The organism is Psychrobacter sp. 1U2, assembly GCF_051847575.1.
In genome coordinates, this window is record NZ_JBPYDC010000002.1 from 100,334 (window position 1) to 116,461 (window position 16,128).

The following is a 16,128-nucleotide window of genomic DNA, read 5'->3' on the forward strand; positions in this document are numbered from 1 at the left end:
TGAATCACACAAAAAGCTTATAAATACTGACTTTAGCAGTCAATAGATGGGGTTGTTATCGTAATGATATGACCCCATTTTTATAACTAGAATTTAAGTTATAGAGTCCGTTTTATAATAGTGAAAGGATAATAATTTGCTTACTGCCAAATTCGATCAGCTGGTCAAACAACTGCGTATACTGCCCGGTGTCGGTCAAAAAAGTGCGCAGCGTATGGCTTTACATTTACTCAGTAAAAAGCGGCCACAAGGTATGGCATTAGCGCAAGCTTTAGATGAGGCGATGCGTGAGATTGTAGAGTGTCAGCGCTGTCATAGTTTCAGTGATGAGAGTATTTGCCCGCTGTGCCAAGATCCAAGGCGCGATAGCACTCAGCTCTGCGTGGTCGAGACTGCCGCTGACGTGATGGCGATTGAGCAAACCGCCGGTTATCGCGGGTTATACTTTGTATTGGGCGGTCATTTATCGCCTATTGATGGTATCAGCGCCGATGATCTCAACATCGATCAGCTGGTCTGGCGGGTCAAGCAAGAGCCGGTAGATGAGCTGATACTAGCGACAGGAACGACGGTAGAAGGGCAGACGACAGCGCATTTTATTAGCGAAGCGGCCAGTCGCCATGTCAAAAAAGTCACGCGCCTGGCACAAGGGGTACCGATGGGCGGTGAGCTTGAGTATCTCGATAGTATGACGCTCGGCCAAGCATTGCAAAATCGCTCTTTTTTATAAAGGCATCGTTCCGTAATATTAATTGATTAGTAAATCGACTAGGCTTTATGCCTAGTTTTTTATTTTTTGAAATAAATAACGCTAGCCCAATTAATACTCTGATATTGTTATAATCGACTCATTAACTTTTCAATTTAAGCAGGTATCTGCCCGTGTCCAACCCTTCTTTAACAACGATAACACCTTCGCAAGATGATATTTCTACCGATAATAACGCTATAGCCACGCTCGATAATCAATCAGTTTCTGCGTCAAACGCTTTGCCTGCCAAGCCAGACATTGATGCGCTACTAGATAGTGCCGATGAGCTGCCGGTGACTTGGATTAAAGAGCAATCCCAAATGGCATCCGTCATTGAGGCTTTAGAAGGCTGCGGACGAGTGGCACTAGATACTGAATTTATCAAGCGTGACACTTATTATCCGCGTTTGGCTTTGGTGCAGATAAACGTGGGGGCTCATATTTATTTATTAGATGCGCCGCAGTTACAATTGCAGGACTTTTGGCAAGCACTAAGTGAAGTGGATGTCGCGATATGGCATGCTTGCGGTGAGGATTTAGGTATTTTTTACTTACTATCTGATTGCCCGCCGCTGACGAATATCTTTGATACGCAAATTGCGCTGTCGTATTTAACCGGTCAGTTGCAGATGGGCTACCAGCAAGCGCTAGATGATCATTTGGATATGCATATTGATAAAGAGCAAAGTCAGTCCGACTGGCTGCGTCGCCCGCTATCTGATGAGCAAGAGCAGTATGCGATAGATGATGTGCGTTTTTTGCCGGCGCTGTATCTGAGCTTAGAGTATGAGCTAAAAAAGCAAGGCTTGTACGAGTATGTCTGGGACGATTGTCAGCTCTATGCTCAAGAGTTGTATGACTCGCAGCAGGTTGCTGATGAAGATATGTACCTTAGCATGGCGGACTATCGCTACGATACGCAGCAAATGGCTATTCTGCAAGCGGTGGCAAGTTGGCGCGAACAGCTGGCGCGCGCCACCAATCAGCCGCGTACCTTTGTCATCAAAAAACAAGCGGTACGCGAGATTATCACCGAAAAGCCTACCACTATGCGTGAGCTGGCGCATAAAACGACCATGCACCGTAGTATGCTCAGACTCTACGGAGATGAATTGTTGAGTGTGATCAAGCAAGCTAAAGAGCAGCATCCAGCAGAGCGTCCAGATCGTCTGCCTGCGCCGTATCGATCCAAGAATAAAGCACTCGCCAAAGCCGTACAGCAAGCAGTGGACAAGCAATCAGAGGAAATCGGTATACCAGCAAACGTGATGATACGCAAAAAGTGGCTGCATCAATTATATGAAGTCATTGCTTATGATAAAGACTTAGCGGACCTGCCAGAGGGGCTACAGGGCTGGCGCCATAAGTGGGTGACGCAGACTTTGATACCCATTATTGAAGAGCATAAAGCTGAGCTTAAGCAGGGCATGGGGGTTAAGGCTTAACCGTTCCGTGATTAAACCTACCATGCTCCAAAAACCAGACCACTTGCCGAGCGACTTTTTTACTCATTAGCATGCCAGTATGAGTGACTGGCAGAATAAGGTGGTCGGTAGCGCCGGCAAGCTGAGTCTCAGTGACATACACTGTGCCATCGTGAGCTAAGCTCTTATCTTTTAGATTGCTATCAGCCTTGCGCCGCTTGCGGTTATGATAGCTCAAAATCGGCTGTCCTAAACCCTGCGCTTTGTTACCGGCGATGATACCAAGTTCGATATCCTTTGGCAGAGGCGGGGCCGTACCGTCCAAAGCTTGCTCGTAAGACTTACCTACGATAGCTGGCAACAGTCGCCAAATATAATCGCCACTGACGCTACCCAAATGGGGCGTGCCTAAAGTGATACAGCGCCCTATTTGCCACTGCGGATAGTGCGCGATAAAATCGCGAATAATCAACCCGCCTAAGCTATGTCCAACCAAATCTATTGGTTCGTCAGGATGATGATGACTTTCAAGCCAAGTATTTAAGCGGGCGCTATTGGTTTTGATACTGTCGCGCATACTGCGATAGTCGAATTGATGAGTCTCAAACCCTTGCGCTTGTAAGCGCTTGGCTAATGGTCGCATGACAAAGGCCGCTTGATGCAGACCATGAATAAGAATCACAAGATTGTGTTTAGGCATATTGTTTGCTAGGGCGCTTTTTATTATAAGTATCAGTTATTGTGAATGCCAGTTATTATAGCTGCGTGTTGTAATAAGTGTGAGATTTACTAAATAACGAGCACTTTATGCGCTTATGCTAGCTGGGTTTATACTGCGTATATAAACTCGACTAAGTTAAATTCAGCTTCTGCTGAGTGTATCTCTTCTACAACCGCCCCAATCACCGCGCTCACTTTTGGTTGGCGCGTATCTTTATTGATATTACGCCAATCACCGAGCACATAACGGGTTTTGTTATTCAGCGTTTGATGAATATTGGGCCTATGTGTGTGTCCATGCAGTAGGGCGTCGTTGTTAGCAACCGCTTGGGCGACAGATTGCTCATTAACGTCCATGATATAGGCGTCTTTAGTACGGTTGTTGAGCTTGCTCTTAGCGCGGATGTTATCAGCGATGGCTAAGCGCCTCTTTAGTGATTTATTGAGTAGATACCATTTGCTCAAGCGATGGCGTATGACTTTTCGGAACCACTGGTACTTTTTATCATCGCTACATAGCGCGTCGCCATGCTCTAAGCGATAATTTTGTTTACCAACATCTAGGGCATAAGGCTCATCGATAAGCTCGCCGCCAAATAGATTGAGAAAACCGCGATCTAATAAAAAGTCACGATTACCATGCATGACTAATATCTCACAGCCATTCACTCGTAGCTGTTTGAGCTTAATGATTAATGGGGTGAGCCAATGCGCTTGTCTTTCGTCGTCTGTTAACGACAGATAAACATCATCGCCAAGCCAAACCTCAAACCAGTCGCCTAAGATAAACAAGCGCTTAAGCTTCGGCAAAGCGAGACAGTCATCAAGCAGCGCTAAAAAAGCCTGCACCAAGGCAGGCTCGTCGAGCGATAAATGCAAATCACTAATCAAGACTTGCCGTATATCATGCGGGCGAGTGGTTATCAGATGATTAAAGGTTTGCATTTATAATTATCCTAATTCGCTATCCTAAATAGTGGTCTATTCAGCTAGCATTTGCTTATTGAGAAACAACTTTAGCAGAGTTGATAACAACAGGCGTTTTTGGTACATCAGCGTGCATACCGAAACGGCCAGTTGGGACGCCGCGCATTTTTTCGATGACATCCATACCGCTGGTGACTTTACCAAATACGGTGTAACCCCAACCTTGAGCATTTTTGCCCGTGTGGTTCAAGAAGTCATTGTCTTTGACGTTAACAAAGAACTGGCTAGTGGCTGAATGCGGATCTTGGGTGCGCGCCATAGCGATAGTGCCTTTATCGTTCTTTAGACCATTGTCCGCTTCGTTTTCAATCGGCGCATTGGTTTTTTTCTCATTCATCTCAGCGTCCATACCACCGCCTTGAATCATAAAACCATCGATGATGCGATGGAAGATAGTGCCTTCATAATGACCTGAATTCACGTAGTTTAAGAAGTTCTCTACGGTTTTTGGCGCTTTTTCTTCATTGAGCTCAATAGTAATGTCACCCATTGAAGTCTCTAACTGTACTACTGGCATATTGCTCATGGTTGTCTCCTGATTGTTGGTGTTGGAAAGTGAATTGGGCTGATTTTGTGAAATAGCTGTACTATTGGTACTAGCACAGCCTAGTATAAATAAAGGGGCAAATAAGCTGGCAAACCCGAACGATTTGATGGCAGGCATAGATCTTCCTTTTAGCTCATAAGAGCCAATCTTAATTTAGATGTCAGTCTAACGGCTTTTTTGGCTGATGTCATGTATCTGGCTGTTAATAGCTTTGCAAAAGCTGATAGAATAACGCAACTTTATTTTTATTCTTCATTTTATAATTATTTTAATTCAAGCCACCCATAAATGGCTTAGGAGCAACGATTAATGACTGCTAAACCTAGTAACAATGTGAGTAATGATGTCAAAAAAGACGAGCCGAAAAACGACTTCATTCGTAATATCATTCGTGAAGATATAAAAGAGCAAAAATATAAGCAAATCGTCACGCGTTTTCCGCCTGAGCCGAATGGTTATTTGCATTTAGGTCATGTCAAATCCATCTGCCTAAACTTTGGTGTCGCTGAAGAGTTTGACGGGCTTTGTCATTTGCGTTATGACGATACCAATCCGACTGCTGAAAAGCAGGACTACATTGACAATATAAAAAAGGACGTTCACTGGCTAGGATTTGAGTGGGCGGGCGAGGCACTGCATGCGTCGAGCTACTTTGATCAGCTGCATGCATGGGCAGTACAATTGATTGAGCAAGGCGATGCTTATGTCGATTTGCAAACTCCCGAACAAATCCGTGATAACCGTGGCTCCTTTAGCGAAGCAGGCAAGCCATCGCCGCAACGCGATGCTAGCGTCCAAGACAATTTACAGCGCTTTGCAGATATGAAAGACGGTAAATTTGCTGATGGCGCAGCGGTACTGCGAGCCAAGATAGATATGTCTGATGCCAATATGAATATGCGCGATCCTATTATCTATCGGGTCATGCATCAAGAGCACCATCAAACAGGTGATAAATGGTGCATCTATCCGATGTATGATTTTGCTCATCCACTATCAGATGCTATTGAAGGCATTACTCATTCGTTATGTACGCTTGAGTTTGAAGATCATCGTCCGTTTTATAACTGGATTGTCGAGAAGATCGGCTTTGAGCAACCGCCGCATCAGTATGAGTTTAGTCGATTAAATGTCGATCACACTTTGACCAGTAAGCGTAAGCTTAAGCAGCTCGTTGATGAAGGCATCGTCGAAGGTTGGGACGATCCGCGTATGCCAACGGTAGCTGGTATGCGTCGCCGTGGCTATACGCCAGAAGGGCTGCGTGATTTTTGTGCTCGCGTTGGTATCGCAAAAGCTGATGGCGTCACCGATATGCGTCTGCTCGAGTTCAGTATTCGCCAGTCTTTGGATACTACTACCGCGCGCGGTATGGCGGTACTTAAACCACTAAAAGTCACGATTACTAACTTCACCGAAGCGGTGAGCCAGTGGCAAGATTTAAAAGCCGATAGCGTTGAGGCACGTTTTGATGAACGCAGCCAAACCTTGTGGCTGACTCAGCCGAAACATCCTAATGTCGATATGGGGGAGCGCGAGATTCCGTTTACCGACACCCTTTATATCGATCAAGGCGACTATGAAATAGAGCCGCCGGCGGGGTATAAACGCCTATCTCCAGAGAAGTCTGAGATTCGCTTACGTAACACTTATGTACTCGCGGTAACTGAGCACATCACTGATGATAATGGCGAAGTGGTCGAGCTCAAAGCGACTATCGATCCATCGACCCTAGGCAATAACCCTGAAGGCCGTAAAGTCAAAGGCGTCATCCATTGGGTTTCAGCGAGCCAAGGCGTGCCTGCAACGGTACGACTCTACGAGCCACTGTTCAATGTTGAAGATCCAAGTAGCGTAAGCGATGTCCATGAGGCATTGAACCCGAACTCTTTGACCGTGCTGAATGCGGTAGTGGAGCCATCGCTTGCTGATGCAGATGCTGGTACTCGCTTTCAGTTTGAACGCGAAGGCTATTTTATCTCAGATAGCGAGGAGCATAGTACTGATAAGCCGGTATTCAATCAAATCGTTAGTTTACGCGATAGTTATAAACCCGCTTAGGTATTGATCTTAGTTATCAATATTAGTTTGCAAATGGGCCCATTTCTAGTAATCTAGTAATCTAGGAATGGGCTTTTATTTGCAGTATTATCGGTAAAGTGTAATTTGGATTTATAGAATATTAGCATGGCAAAGTTTTTGAACAGTAGTGGTACGACTTATCATCTAGAAGAATTGATTAAAAATGCGTCAGATAGACTGGTTATCATTAGTCCTTACCTAAAACTGAACGAGCGTATCAAAGAGCTTTTAGAAGATCGTAACCGTCTCAAAATTGATATCCGCATCGTCTACGGTAAAAACGATTTGCATCCAGAAGAGATAAACTGGCTAAAAAACCTAACTTTTATTCGTACTAGCTTCTGCAAAAACCTGCATGCTAAATGCTATCTCAACGAAAATGAGTGCATTATTACAAGTTTAAACCTCTATGAATTTAGCCAAGTTAATAACAACGAAATGGGCGTACTTATTTACCGCAATGAAGATGCTAAGCTTTACGCAGATACTTATGAAGAAGCGCAACGTATCATTCGTATTAGTGATGAAGTGCGCATGTCTCTCGAAAAAGTAAATGAAGTATCAGACATAAATAGTCAGCGTCCTTCTGACCAATCAGTTACGAGCGCTACTACTCAGGACCCTGCTAAGGCAGCAGACACTAGCACTCCTAATTACTCTAAGTTAACTACCGCAAAGCTTGCCAAAGAGCTAGGACTAAAAACAAAGGAATTAAATGATAAGTTGCTTGAGACAGGATATTTAGAAGACAAAGACGGTGAGCTGCTACTAACTGACGCGGGGCGCGCTGCAGGTGGTATCAGTAAACGTGGTAAATTCGGTGAGTTTTGTTTGTGGGACTCAGGTATGGTGGTCTGACCACCGGCATTGATTGTTAAATGTTAATACTTACACCTAAACGGAATAAGCGCATTACAATCTCTCACAAGACATTCATAACCATTTTGGTAAGCTAGAGAAGCTTGTTTACTACATATAGCGATAAAGTTTCAAAAAGCTATAGAGTTATTATAACAATATAGCGTGAGCAGCCTTATAGGCGCTGACGCTCAAACACTAATAATAAGGATACTATTATGGCAAATTTACGTTTAGGCGATAGCGCCCCGAATTTCGATGCGGTGACGACCGAAGGGGATATTAATTTTTATGATTGGGCAGGCGATAGCTGGGTGGTATTTTTTTCCCATCCTGCAGATTACACACCAGTTTGCACGACAGAACTAGGTCGCACCGCAGCTCTCGGCGGCGAATTTCAAAAGCGCAATGTCAAGCCCATCGCTCTATCCGTTGATGGCTTAGACGATCATAAAGGCTGGGCAAAGGATATTGAAGAGACCCAAGGCACCGCAGTAAACTTCCCTATTATTGCTGACTCAGATCGCAAAGTCGCTGATCTTTATGACATGATTCATCCTAATGCCGATAATACGGCTACAGTCCGTAGCGTGTTTATTATCGATCCAAATAAAAAAGTGCGTTTAACGCTGACTTATCCAGCCAGCTGTGGCCGTAATTTTGATGAAATCGTGCGTGTGATCGATGCTATGCAATTGTCTGATGAATATAATGTGGCAACGCCTGTTGATTGGAAAGAAGGCGATGACGTGATCATTCCACCTAGCGTCAAAAACGAAGATATCGCTGCTAACTATCCAAAAGGTCATACTGAGGTTAAGCCTTATCTGCGTACCACTCCAGCGCCGAACAAATAAGCCAACTTAATAAGCGCTAACGCAATAGCAAGCGTTGGATCAAAGCCCTATGACGTAAAGTCGTAGGGCTTTTTTACTATTCGTAGCAAAAGTTTTAATCAGGTTTGTTATGATAAGGAATGTAAGCTAGCTATTAGACACTGCTACACCAATTATAAAGCGATAATAAACACACTCTAATAGCAAAAAAGTCCTGCATTTATCCAAATTCATTCACTTACAGGGAAGTTACTATGAAAAAGCTATATATTACGCGCACGGCACCCAATCCACGTAAAGCGCTTATTCTACTGGCATCAAAAGGTATTGACGTTGACGATATGGATGATTTGAGTGTGGTTGATATTGACTTTGCAGCCAATGAGCAGTTCTCAGAGTCTTTCGCCAAGATTAATCCGATGCAAACAGTACCAGTGCTGACTTTAGGTGATGGTACTGTACTTAATGACTCGCAGGCAGTCTGTGAATATCTCGATCGCGTTTATGGTGAACGCTCGGTGATGGGTAACGACGTGGTACAGCGCGCGCAAGTCTGTGCCATGCGCCGTATTGCTGAGTTTGAGGTGTTGTACAATTATATGCTAGCGTTTCAGCACAGCCACCCTTCTAAAGCCAAGCGGGTCGACCAAGTACCAGAGTTTGTAGAGCAGTCCATCGCACGCGCTATCAAAGCCTTACCTTATTTTGAAAATGCTCTTAAGGGTCGCGACTATTTAGTCACCGATCATCTCACCTTTGCTGATATTGTACTGTATCTAGGTCTTGATTTCGGTAAAGCACTCAAAGTCAATCCGCTTGAGCAAGGTGAAAACTTAGCGCGCTTCTATAAGAGTATGCACGAGCGTTTTGGAATAAAGGTTATGGCAAAGCCTAAGTCTAATTCCTAAGTCTTAAAGTATAAAAATAATAAACGGCCGAGTACATGTTGATAAAGTCGTTTATTTCGATAAGTATGATGAATAATTATAAACAATATCGACATCAATTAAATTATTTATCACAGCACCTATAATCATGAGAGATATATAGCTAGTCCAGAATAAAAAAGGTACGAACACTTTAATGTGCTACTGGAATGAATTTTGCGAAGCCTCTGGAGTGACGAAGTCGCACAGCAAGCGAGGAAAATTGTTACCAGTAGCACTGTATCCTTTTTAAATTGGATTAACTATAGTAAAAGTAGGCTTTTATGTGCCTACATACAAGGTCTCTCAATGATAGAGATAAATCGATAGCCTATTGTTGAGAGTTCATTCTTATTTACAGTTAACTATTAAACGGTAAACCTGCTAAAAATTTAGACTTGTTTTAAAAGAGAGCGCCTATGCTAATGACGATGAACCAACCAACTGTGAAAACCGCTTTAAAAACCGCTTTTTTGCCCAGTTTGCTAGCAGCAGCGATGACTTTGAGTGCTTGTAGTGATAGCTCTCCAGTAACAGCTGATGACTCTGCCAGTGCAGCGACTACTGAAGAGAACGAAGGGGTAGAAAAGGTTAACACTAATGATAGCGATACCACTGCTGAGTCAATAAGCGCTGAAGATCAGCTATTAACCAAACTTAGTGATTACCGCTGGATATTAGATACAGCGACCGATAGTAATCATCAGCCGATTACGTCACTTATACCTATCAAAGAGCAAGTGACCCTACTGATTAATTCGCGAAACAATCATACTTTGAGCTATAGCGTTGGCTGCAACACGATGGGAGCCTCTTTTGATTTAGAAGAAGATAAATTAACGATTAGTGAAAGTATGAGTACCAAAATGTCTTGTGGTGAGCTCGATAAAGCGGAGACTAAGCTTAATCAGCTCATGCTAGGGGAGAGCCAAGTAAATATAGCGGCTAGTTCCAATAACGCTGCAACCCCAACATTAACGCAAGTCACTAGCGATGATAGTACCTTGGTTTGGAGTGGTAGACTGACATCACAAGCCAAATATAATAGCAAAGGCGAGACTATATTTTGGGAAGTCGCTGCTGAGTCAAAACCGTGTCAGGATAATAAGACTCAGATGTGCCTGCAAGTACGGCCAATCACTTATGATGAGCAAGGCCTAAAGACTAGTGAAGGGCAGTATACAGAGTTTGCTGGTAGCATCGATGGTTATCAGCATGATGGCAAGCATAGGGAGATATTACGTTTGCAACGGTTTAAGACTACTACTGATACTGTACTGGCAGATAATGTCGATTCAGAATTCGCTTATGTATTAGATAGAGTTATTGAAAGTACGGTAGTAGATAGCACTGAATAAACAGCGGTTTTTGTAAATATAAAGCTATGACCATAAAAACGCGCTGCTATCAGCGCGTTTTATAATATAGAAACTGTGCTTAAAGCTTTTAAACGGTATTCGTTAAAATATACCACATACTCTTAACTTAGATTGCCTAAATCCTCTTCACTTAAGCGCCAGCGGCCCTTTTTCTTTGAAGAGCCGCGGCCTCGTAGCGCGCTATTGAGAATGAGCTTGTTCATTGAATGGCTGGAGTGCGCATGACAAATAGCGCAGGCGAGACCATCAGCAGCATCTTGCTGCGGTACTACCTCAAGGGTCAATATTCTACACACCATATCTTGTACTTGCTCTTTGGTGGCCGCACCATAGCCGCAGACCGCTTGTTTTATTTGCCGAGCGGTGTACTCTGAGACTTCTAAGTCCAGTGCTACCATTGCCGCGATAGCGGCGCCACGCGCTTGGCCTAATTTAAGAGCAGAATCCGGGTTTTCGGCCATAAACACTTGCTCGATAGCGGTATAAATAGGCTCATCAGCGTATTTAAGATGATGCTGGGTGATGCGGGTTAGACCATTGAAGATACGTTTTAAGCGTTCAGGCATCTCTTTGGTATCGGTACGAATGGTGCCGGCATCTATATAAGTCAGCTTGTCGCCTGTTTGCTGTATGATGCCGTACCCTGTCATACGTGAGCCCGGATCGATTCCTATGATAATTGCCATAACTCTCCACTATCTTACGATTGTTTTGCTAATGATTACTGTTTTCCCATCTAGGACAATTTAAAGTGATTTATCAGATGACTATTTACTTAAAAATGCGCTACAAGTTTGATAGTATAGCAAGCCATCCCCATATACATCATATGTTAGCCATTTTAATTTTTTAAGTTTATTTTAAGGACGACACGTCATGGGTCAGATAGTTGGGATTGCCATTGTTTGGTTTATTATTGAGATGCTGGTTTGGTATTTGATTGCCCAGTTCACCAGTGGCTGGTTAGTATTTATGTGGTTCATTATAGCCGCAGTGATCGGTATCTCTCTTATTCGTAAAGGCATGATGGCGCTCAACCCGATGGCACAGCAGATGAAAGCTGGCGGTATGATGAATCCTGCTATGCGCCCGCAAGAGTCTACTATGATGAAAAGTGTCGCTATGGCGGTTGCCGGTATTTTATTGTTGATACCTGGTGTGATTAGCGATTTATTGGCGTTACTGGTCGTCCTGCCGCCGGTTCAAAAGCTGCTTAAAGATAAAGCCAATAATTATGTTATGAATAATCAACAAAAGATGATGGAGATGATGGCTAAGCAAATGGGTGGTGCTGGTGGTATGGGCGGTCAAAACCCGTTTGGCGGTATGGGCGGTGGACAGAATCCATTTGGCGGCGGTATGGGTAATCAGCAAAACCCATTCGGTCAGCAGCAACAAAACCCTTTCGGTGATGTGTTCAAGCAGCATACGACAGTAGATGGTACGGCTAAAAATGTACCAAAAGATGTCAAAAAAATTACTAAATCTGCTAATGACGAATAGCCAATAGTTCTCTGTTTTTTGTAACGTTGTTCTTTTATAACTTTGTAGTGTGTCTTAAAAAATCCTATTGTGCATAAAAAAAGCCCCTATCTGTTGGAGATAGGGGCTTTTTGGTGGTTAGCGCTTATTTTATTCGCTATAAATAAGAACACCTAACCGAATTTAACAACCAAAGTGTCGCCGTAAGATGGTGACCCATGAACCGTGAAGTTCAGGGCGGATGTGTCATTGCCTCGGCAGGTTTCCTGATACACTGCAAGCAGTGCAGGCATACACAATGAAGCAATAGGTAGCACATCCTGGTAAAGCATTATCGGCTCAGGGAATAAACATCTACTAGCCAACACTTCAGAATAGTTTTATCTTAACCAATGAAATAAGCTATTGCAAGCCCGATTTACAGATTGATACCCTTTGTCGCTTTTTGACTGTTTCTGCTCAAATAGCTTCAATACATCAATAAAATAAGGGATAAAAAGCCAATTTTTCAGCAATTTCAAGATGTGTGCTAATATAGAGCACTTTATATTGTCTGAATCAGTAGCGCTAAGTTGCCTACAAGTATTCAATGGTAATATTTCACTATTTGAGCAGTACAGGCTTTCATTTACTTGAGGAGCGGTAATCTATGGCTAGTAAGCAACAACCATCAGAGTCTATCAACGACAAGACCCAAAACAGCGATCAGCAAAACAAAAAAACGCCACATGTATTAATGATATTAGATGGCTTTGGGCATCGTGAAGAAAGTGACGACAATGCTATTGCTGCCGCCAATATGCCAAATTTAGATCAGGTTTATCAGCAGTATCCGCATGGGTTAATATCAGGCTCCGGAGAAGACGTCGGACTGCCGCCTGGTCAGTTTGGTAATTCTGAAGTGGGTCATATGAACCTGGGCGCTGGACGTATTCTTTATCAGGACTCAACGCTCATCTCAAGCGAGCTTGCTAATCGTGAGTTTTATAAAAATGAGGCATTAGTAGGCGCTGTTAAAGCCGCTAATGAGCTCGGCGGCAATGTCCATATTATGGGTCTGCTCTCTGATGGCGGGGTGCACGCGCATCAAGATCATATCGAGGGTATGTGTCATTCAGCGCTCGTTCATGGTGCCAAAAACGTCTTTGTACATTGCTTCTTAGATGGTCGTGATACGCCGCCTAAGTCTGCTGACAAATATATTAATCGCCTGCGAGAGTATTTGAATAAGCTCAATGCGCATTACGAAGGAAACGTCCAAATAGCGAGTATCATCGGTCGTTACTATGCTATGGATCGTGATAACCGCTGGGATAGAGTGCAAAAAGCTTATGAGCTGATTACCGAAGGTAAAGCGGAGCGTATGTCAACTCGGGCAGATGGCGCTATTCAAGCGGCCTACAAAGCGCGCGAGACTGACGAGTTCGTGAGTCCAACTACCGTTATCGAACATGGCGAAACGCCTTGCACTGTTGAAAATGACGATGCGGTTATTTTTATGAATTTCCGCTCTGATCGGGCGCGCGAATTAGCGCAAGCTTTTGTACTGCCTGATCATGAGTTCTCAGGGTTTGCGCGTCATAAGCAGCCAAGGCTATCCGCTTTTGTTATGTTAACTAAATACTCAGACGTGCTCGCGGACAACCCAAAAACAAGCATCGCTTATTATCCTACGTCATTGACCAACACATTAGGCGAGTACTTACAAAATCAAGGTAAGACGCAGCTACGCATCGCAGAAACAGAAAAGTATGCACATGTGACTTTTTTCTTTAGCGGCGGCCGTGAAGAAGAGTTTACAGGGGAGGAGCGCATTTTAGTCCCTTCACCTGATGTCGCGACTTATGACTTACAGCCTGAAATGAGTGCGCCGGAAGTAACCGATAAGCTCGTTGAAGCTATCGAGTCCGGTAAATATGATGTATTGATTGTCAACTATGCCAATGGTGACATGGTGGGTCATACGGGTATCTTTGATGCTGCAGTTAAAGCAGTAGAAGCCTTAGATGTCTGTATCGGCCGCGTTGAAGCTGCGGTGCGCGCTGCTGGTGGTGACATGCTCATTACCGCTGACCATGGTAACTGTGAGCAGATGCAGGATTATGAGAGCGGGCAAGTGCACACTCAGCACACCACTGAGCATGTTCCGCTCATTTATATTGGTGAAAAGGATGTCAAGGTACGTAGCGGCGGCCGATTAAGTGATGTTGCGCCAACGATACTTTCACTTATGAATCTAGAAATTCCTAGCGAGATGACAGGTGAAAACTTACTGATTGCTACCGCTTAAATTAATGAGTAGCCATACATAGATCATGATTGTAACAGACGATTTAAGATAAGTTATCATCAGTTAAAGCTAGAAGAAGGGAAGGATAGAGATTATTCTTCCCTTTTTTTCGCTTTGCTCAGCAAGCTTTGGCCTCTATAACTTTCGCGCTTATAGTTTTGAGCGTTTTTAAAGTTTATTTAATAAAAATATACCAGTTATCAAATCTACTTTAAGTGGTTTTTATCATAGCCTTAAGCTATCTTATAGTTATAGCGTCATATAACAAAAATATTTATTTTTTAGATGAGTCTTCCTATGCCTTTATCTGCTCTAAAAAAACCTTTTTCAGAAATGATGATAAATCCATATCAGGCGTTTCGACCGATGCTAATCACTTGTTTATTAGGAGTGTTTGGGTTTAGCGCGCCTACGCAAGCTGCGCTCAGTGATGAGCGAACAGAGATAATGACTGAAGCTAGTAAGCAACAAAAGCAAGAGACAGACTCCACCGCAAAGCTGCAGCTAATTAGCTTGCAAGATAATCAGTCGATGACTACTAACAGTACTGATAGTAGTACTGGCGAATTCTTAGAAGACGATACTAGCGTTCCTAAGCAAAGCCAAGATTGGATAGAGGATGACATCGATAGCATTGATGCCTTTGGAGATGGTACGAGTGATCTGTTAGTAGAAGACGCTGACGGTAGCTATGAGATACCGCGTGAGGTGGCAAATGTATCGCTCAATGCCATTTCGCCTGAGACGCTTAAAACCTTTGTCGCTGTTGTTGATCTGGTGCGCCGTGAGTATATAGAACCGGTGAATGATGAAACCTTATTTAATAACGCTATGAGTGGTATGCTGACCAAGCTTGATAGTCACGCAGAGTTTTTGGATGCTGAGGCGTATGAAAATCTGCGGGCTTTCACTCAAGGCGACGTGGGTGATGTCGGTATCAAAGCGATCTATAAAGCGGACGTGGATCATTGGGTCGTGACCGAGGTGATAAAAGACTCACCTGCTGATAAAAAGGGCGTGACTGTTGGGGATTACTTACACCAAGTGGGTGAATTTAAGCTTGATGATGAGCGCGAGCCCAATGATATCAAGCAACTATTAACTGGTATTGCTGGCTCACAAATCGATGTCATTGTGTCAAGGGCGGGACGACGTAAGCGCGCAGTGACGCTACAGCGTAATCATACTCGAACACAGACGATAGAGACGCGTTTGGTAGATGGCGTGGCTATCGTAAAATTACCAGCGTTTCAAGAAACGACGCGAGAGAAAATAGTACAAAGTCTCATTGATTTAGACGCGCCTATCACCGGAGTGCTATTAGACGTACGAGATAACCCGGGTGGGGTATTGATCTCGGCAGTCGATGTCGCCAGCCTGTTTATGGATGATGTTGATGTCGTACAAGTCAAAGGACGCCAAGGCGATCCACGCATCTTATCGACTAGAGGCAGCGCGTTACTTGCGGCTTTACCGGTAGTCATTTTGCAAAACCGATATTCCGCTTCAGCGGCAGAGGTATTAGCCAGTAGCTTACAGGCGCAAAATCGAGCAATTATCATCGGGGAGACAAGCTATGGTAAAGGCTCTGTACAGTCGGTGATAGCTTTGAATGATGAGCAAGCTGTAAAGCTAACGGTGGCGCACTATCTGACCACGGCGGGGACAAAGATCGATAAAGTTGGGGTGCAGCCTGATGTGACCTTGAGCGGTAGTGAGCGCTCGTGGGAGATGCAAGCAGTTGACTTACTACGCCCAAAAATAAAAAATTCAGGGATTCATCTGGTCAGAAAAAGCCGCGTTGAAAAGCCAGCTGTGAAGTAGCTAGAGTGCTCATTATATAGCT

At 43.9% G+C, this 16,128-nt stretch carries 14 protein-coding genes and 1 other RNA gene; 10 read left to right on the top strand and 5 right to left on the bottom strand.

What is annotated here, in order from left to right:
* Positions 1-136: 136 nt before the first annotated feature.
* Together recR and ACS8FD_RS01645 are read left to right on the top strand one after the other, a co-directional pair.
* Positions 137-730, top strand: a complete 594-nt coding sequence (gene recR / locus ACS8FD_RS01640; RefSeq protein ID WP_439274132.1) for a recombination mediator RecR — start codon at positions 137-139, stop codon at positions 728-730.
* Positions 731-882: 152 nt separating this feature from the next.
* On the top strand, positions 883-2,196 hold the full coding sequence (locus ACS8FD_RS01645; RefSeq protein WP_439274133.1) for a ribonuclease D: 1,314 nt from the start codon (positions 883-885) through the stop codon (positions 2,194-2,196).
* Here ACS8FD_RS01645 and ACS8FD_RS01650 read toward each other — a convergent pair.
* The 3 genes from ACS8FD_RS01650 to ACS8FD_RS01660 all read right to left on the bottom strand — a co-directional run bounded on the left by ACS8FD_RS01650 (position 2,186) and on the right by ACS8FD_RS01660 (position 4,408).
* Positions 2,186-2,875, bottom strand: coding sequence for a lipase family alpha/beta hydrolase (locus ACS8FD_RS01650; RefSeq protein WP_439274134.1), 690 nt, complete (start codon positions 2,873-2,875; stop codon positions 2,186-2,188). The genes ACS8FD_RS01645 and ACS8FD_RS01650 overlap by 11 nt on opposite strands.
* A gap of 128 nt (positions 2,876-3,003) precedes the next feature.
* Positions 3,004-3,840: a UDP-2,3-diacylglucosamine diphosphatase gene (locus tag ACS8FD_RS01655; protein WP_439274135.1), complete on the bottom strand. Its 837-nt coding sequence runs from the start codon at positions 3,838-3,840 to the stop codon at positions 3,004-3,006.
* A gap of 55 nt (positions 3,841-3,895) precedes the next feature.
* Positions 3,896-4,408, bottom strand: a complete 513-nt coding sequence (locus tag ACS8FD_RS01660) for a peptidylprolyl isomerase (protein ID WP_439274206.1) — start codon at positions 4,406-4,408, stop codon at positions 3,896-3,898.
* 330 nt (positions 4,409-4,738) lie between these two features.
* Between ACS8FD_RS01660 and ACS8FD_RS01665 the strand changes: the two genes are divergently transcribed.
* From ACS8FD_RS01665 to ACS8FD_RS01685, 5 genes are all read left to right on the top strand, one after another.
* Positions 4,739-6,490: a glutamine--tRNA ligase/YqeY domain fusion protein gene (locus ACS8FD_RS01665; protein WP_439274136.1), complete on the top strand. Its 1,752-nt coding sequence runs from the start codon at positions 4,739-4,741 to the stop codon at positions 6,488-6,490.
* A 126-nt stretch (positions 6,491-6,616) separates the two neighbouring features.
* On the top strand, positions 6,617-7,369 hold the full coding sequence (locus ACS8FD_RS01670) for a phospholipase D family protein (RefSeq protein ID WP_439274137.1): 753 nt from the start codon (positions 6,617-6,619) through the stop codon (positions 7,367-7,369).
* 218 nt (positions 7,370-7,587) lie between these two features.
* Positions 7,588-8,226 (top strand): peroxiredoxin, encoded by a 639-nt coding sequence (locus ACS8FD_RS01675; protein WP_439274138.1) that lies wholly within the window; start codon positions 7,588-7,590, stop codon positions 8,224-8,226.
* 233 nt (positions 8,227-8,459) lie between these two features.
* On the top strand, positions 8,460-9,113 hold the full coding sequence (locus tag ACS8FD_RS01680; protein ID WP_439274139.1) for a glutathione S-transferase family protein: 654 nt from the start codon (positions 8,460-8,462) through the stop codon (positions 9,111-9,113).
* Positions 9,114-9,562: 449 nt separating this feature from the next.
* Entirely contained in the window at positions 9,563-10,489 is a 927-nt protein-coding gene (locus tag ACS8FD_RS01685; RefSeq protein ID WP_439274140.1) for an META domain-containing protein, read from the top strand.
* Between the two features lie 122 nt (positions 10,490-10,611).
* Here ACS8FD_RS01685 and ruvC read toward each other — a convergent pair whose 3' ends face one another.
* On the bottom strand, positions 10,612-11,196 hold the full coding sequence (gene ruvC / locus ACS8FD_RS01690; protein ID WP_439274141.1) for a crossover junction endodeoxyribonuclease RuvC: 585 nt from the start codon (positions 11,194-11,196) through the stop codon (positions 10,612-10,614).
* Positions 11,197-11,386: 190 nt separating this feature from the next.
* Here ruvC and ACS8FD_RS01695 point away from each other — a divergent pair, with 190 nt between their 5' ends.
* A complete protein-coding gene (locus tag ACS8FD_RS01695) occupies positions 11,387-12,013 on the top strand; it encodes an FxsA family protein (RefSeq protein WP_439274142.1) in 627 nt (208 codons plus the stop codon).
* A gap of 162 nt (positions 12,014-12,175) precedes the next feature.
* On the opposite strand, the gene ssrS is transcribed toward ACS8FD_RS01695, so the two are convergent.
* A non-coding RNA gene (gene ssrS / locus ACS8FD_RS01700) (6S RNA) lies at positions 12,176-12,371 on the bottom strand.
* Between the two features lie 270 nt (positions 12,372-12,641).
* On the opposite strand from ssrS, the gene gpmI reads away from it, so the two are divergent.
* A complete protein-coding gene (gene gpmI, locus ACS8FD_RS01705) occupies positions 12,642-14,282 on the top strand; it encodes a 2,3-bisphosphoglycerate-independent phosphoglycerate mutase (RefSeq protein ID WP_439274143.1) in 1,641 nt (546 codons plus the stop codon).
* A gap of 297 nt (positions 14,283-14,579) precedes the next feature.
* Complete coding sequence (locus ACS8FD_RS01710; RefSeq protein WP_439274144.1) at positions 14,580-16,106, top strand: S41 family peptidase; 1,527 nt, start codon at positions 14,580-14,582, stop codon at positions 16,104-16,106.
* Positions 16,107-16,128: the final 22 nt, after the last annotated feature.